The sequence below is a fragment of the Paraburkholderia sp. genome (genome assembly GCF_034668105.1).
GTDB lineage: Bacteria > Pseudomonadota > Gammaproteobacteria > Burkholderiales > Burkholderiaceae > Paraburkholderia.
This window is the reverse complement of sequence record NZ_JAXDPY010000434.1, coordinates 1-3,997: the sequence shown is the minus strand read 5'-3', so window position 1 is coordinate 3,997 and position 3,997 is coordinate 1. Positions and strand designations below refer to the sequence as shown.

Here is a 3,997-nt window from a genome sequence, read left to right as displayed (position 1 = left end):
CGAACGGTAGCCCCAATGCGCTGGGCGACCTCGACCAGCAACACATCACCCACGTGATGACCGTAGGCATCATTGACGACCTTGAACCCGTCAAGATCCATGAACATCAGGGCGAAGCAGCCGTTCTCGCGATCCGCATTCTGGATAGCCTGATTCAGCCGGTCTTCCAGTAGCACACGATTGGGGAGTTTTGTGAGGCTGTCGTGCAGCGCCAGGTAAGTCAGTTCCTGATTGGCTTCCGCGAGCGAGTCCGCCAGTACCGAGGTGCGCGATTCCAGGCGGCTGATCGTGTAAACGAGAACGACGAGCAGCAGCGCGAGAACGGCGAATGCCGCTCCAGCGGCATAAAGTGAATGCGTGAAGGCCGCGTCTATATCGTCCACATAGGCGCCCGTCGAAAGAATCCAGTCCCACGGGGCAAAGCGCAGCACATAGCCGATCTTCGGGACCGCCACGGTACCCCTGGCGTGCGCAAAGACGTAATCGACGAACCCGCCGTTCGCCGCTTGCGCAGCCCGGACGAATGCTACGTAATGATGCCGGCCGTCGGCGTCCGCGTCGTTGGCCATGTCATGTCCCACGAGCCCGGGCTGGATGGGATGCATGAGCATTACGGGCTTCGAATTGATCACGAGGATATAGCCGTCCTCGCCGTACCGGATGCTTCGCAACCGTTCAAGGGCCTGCTTTTGCGCTTCGGCAGTGGGCAGAACGCCTTTTTGTGCAAGCGATGCGTAATCCCTGACGATGCTCATTCCAGCATGCGCGACGTTCGTCAGGTCGTTCTTGCGTTCCTCCATTCGGACCTGAAAACTTTGATAGGCGCCAAAAATAGTTATGCACAGAAGCGCGATCAGACCGATGCTCAACGGCAACCATAATTTTTGCATAGAGCTGAGTTTGTTCATTTCATGCTCTCCGTATTTCGCAACTTTTCAAATAGAGCGTCGCGCTCGTCCGCTATCTCGATGGAATATCCGTCGCATCCGGAGTGCTCCGTACGCTGATGACTGGCGTCGTCTCGGAATTTGTCAACGTCGCACGAAGAGGCATGCGAACCTTTGGTGCCGACAGATGCGGTTTGCTCTGCCGGACAATCACCCGTGGTACGGATGGCCCGCTAAAAGCTGCCACATTCTTCAGCCTCGGCGGCTTGCGTCACCCGAACGGGCCGTGGTGTAAGCCGCTTCAGGGCTGGCGTAACTGGTGCACGGGCGCGCCGGAGCCGCGTTGGACGCCTGCGCGACAGCCCGCCTAGCGCCGGCGTCGGTCGAGACGTCCAGCCTGAACATCCAAACGGACGCTTTCAGATGGTTCGCCTGCGACTCGAGCGAGCTGGCGGCGGACGCCGCCTGTTCGACCAGCGCCGCGTTCTGCTGCGTGACTTCGTCCATCTGAGTGACGGCCTGGTTGACCTGGCCGATGCCCTTGCTCTGTTCCTGCGAGGCGGCGGCAATTTCACCCATGATGTCGGTCACCCGTCTGATCTCGTCAGTGATCTCGCGCATTTTCGTTCCGGCTTCCTGCACATGGCCGGCGCCTGCCCGGACCCGCTCCACGGATTCGTGGATCAGCTCCTTGATTTCCCTGGCTGCCACCGAGGAGCGCTGCGCCAGCGAACGCACTTCCGAGGCCACTACCGCGAAACCCCGCCCCTGCTCGCCCGCCCGCGCCGCTTCGACGGCCGCGTTCAGCGCGAGGATATTGGTCTGGAAGGCGATGCCCTCGATGATGCCGACAATGTTGGCAATCCTGGCCGAGCTGGCGTTGATGCCTTCCATGGTTTCGACCACGCGTGACACCACGGCGCCGCCCTGTTCCGCTACCTGAGCGGCCTTTCCAGCGAGCTGGTTGGCCTGGGTGGCATTGTCGGCGTTCTGGATGACGGTCGAGGTCAGCTGCTCCATGCTGGACGCGGTTTCCTCGAGCGAGGCGGCCTGCTCTTCAGTGCGCTGCGACAGGTCCCGGTTGCCCGCCGCAATCTGGTGAGTGGCGGTGGCAATCGAGTCGGCCGAAGTCTTGATGTTATCGATCGTCTGCGTGAGCTGCTCCTGCATGCGCTTCATCGAAAAGAGCAGGCTGGAGCGGTCATCAGGTGCCGTCTTCACCACGGCAGTCAGATCGTTACTGGCAATCTGGTTGGCGATTTCGGCAGCATAGGACGGCTCACCGCCCAGTGAGCGGAGGATGCCGCGGTTAAGCAGCAGGACGATAGCCGACAAGCCCCCAGCCAGCACCAGAAGAATCCCGAGGCTCTGGTATAGCGTCGAGCGGAATGCCGCATCGACGTCGTCTACGTAAATCCCCGTCCGGATTATCCAGTCCCACGGCTGATAGGTCACGTTGTAGGAGATTTTTGGAGAGGCTTCAGTGGCGCCCGGCTTCGGAAACGCATACGCGGTAAAGCCATGACCGTCGCGCTTGATGGCGTCAACCGTATCTCTGTAGTAGTAAACGCCGTTCGAATCCTTGACGTCGCCGACATCCTTGCCATTCATCGCCGGTTGCGTCGTGTGCATCAGGATCGTCGGACGGGAATTGAAAATCATGAAATAGCCGTCCTCGCCGTAGCGCATCTGCCGGATGCTGTCCATGGCCCGTTTCTGGGCTTCCGCCATGGGCATGGAGCCGGCGACCGCCTGGTCAGCAAAGGTCTTGACCACACTCAGGGCGATCTCCGACGCGTGTATCAGGTCGGCCTTGCGCTCGTCCAGATGCATTTCTCTCGTCTGGTAAGCGTTGTAGATCGATATGCCGGCCAGACAGAGCAGGCTCAGGATCAGCGGCAGCCAGAGCTTCTGGACAAAAGACAGTTTCATACCTATGGATCCTTGCGTTGAACATGTCACAAGCAGGCAATTGCCGGCCGACCAGGCCGCCGGCAGATCGATGGACGCCTCTAGCGCTAGCCAGGCGTGTCGAGGAAGTTCTGGTTAGCGAACAGCACGTTGCCGGATGGATCGAATTCGATGCGGGCCAGGGCTCGGTCGATTGCGCGCACCTTGCCTTCATACTCGGCGTTCTGTTTGCGCGCGGCCGTGATGTCGGTGGCGAACTTAATGACCTTATAGGGTTTGCCGTCGGAATCGAACACGGGGTTGTACGAGGCGTTGATCCATACCTCGCGCCCGCCTCTTCCCATGCGCAGATACTCTCCCTGATCGAACTCGCCGCGGCCAAGCTTTTCCCGGAACTGGCGGTACGCCAGGCTGTCGACGTAAGCGGCCTCGCAGAACATTTTTTGATGCTGGCTACGCACTTCATCGAGCCTATAGCCCAGGGCCTTCAGGAAATTGTCGTTGGCGTGCAGGACGATACCGTGGAGATCGAACTCGATGACCGCCCGAACGCGGTTGAGTGCGGCGCTGACCGCGCTGAGTCCGTGCTGTTCCCGGTGCCGCTCGGGCGTTGAATGTTCCACTTCGTTCTCCTCGTTGAACGGACGTGAAAAATCAAAGTACGCCGGCGCTCTTACTTTTGATTACGGAGGCCAGGTCGTGCCTTCTCTCAGGTTATTTAGTAATGAGCCGTACCAGGGAAGGTCCCCTTGCGGCCGACCGACACGGTCGCCGCCTCTGAGTTTCACTGCCTCGGCATAACGCATATCGGCCGAACAGATGCAAGCTTTATACAGGATTAACCCTGACTTTTAGTTTAGGTATCTGCATCTCTTTTCTTCCCATTCCTCAGCAATCGTTTGCGGGAGTCTGTTGAGCGTATGAGGCTAAAAGCGCCCATACCCCCAAAAGTGAAAATGATATTGTCCAAGGGCGAAAGGCGAGCGTGAGCCAATGCCGATGGGCGAATGGGGGCTCCGGCCGAGGACTCGTCGACTGACTCGAAGGAATGGTGACCGTTGTACCTCGATTGTGTTTGCAAGGACTTCCCCCGAAAGTCAAGATCGGGGTGAGATTGGTTGGCGCCGGCAAATGCACGGCACCAACGTGCTGGTGGTCCAGTTGGCTGGGCAGCCATATCATTTCTCCTTTGTCAGCTC

General features: G+C 59.1%; 3 protein-coding genes. All 3 read right to left on the bottom strand.

Features of this window, described 5'->3' with window-relative positions; translation table 11 throughout:
* The coding region (locus QOC89_RS19610) for a cache domain-containing protein (RefSeq protein ID WP_323046539.1) at nt 1–908 on the bottom strand (908 nt) is incomplete at its 3' end.
* Between the two features lie 231 nt (nt 909–1,139).
* On the bottom strand, nt 1,140–2,819 hold the full coding sequence (locus QOC89_RS19605; protein ID WP_323046538.1) for a methyl-accepting chemotaxis protein: 1,680 nt from the start codon (nt 2,817–2,819) through the stop codon (nt 1,140–1,142).
* An 86-nt stretch (nt 2,820–2,905) separates the two neighbouring features.
* Nucleotides 2,906–3,421 (bottom strand): PAS domain-containing protein, encoded by a 516-nt coding sequence (locus tag QOC89_RS19600; protein ID WP_323046537.1) that lies wholly within the window; start codon nt 3,419–3,421, stop codon nt 2,906–2,908.
* Nucleotides 3,422–3,997: the final 576 nt, after the last annotated feature.

What these genes read in the sequence shown, in the direction of transcription:
- QOC89_RS19605 (WP_323046538.1), bottom strand. Translation starts at nt 2,819, where the DNA reads ATGAAACTGTCTTTTGTCCAGAAGCTCTGGCTGCCGCTGATCCTGAGC.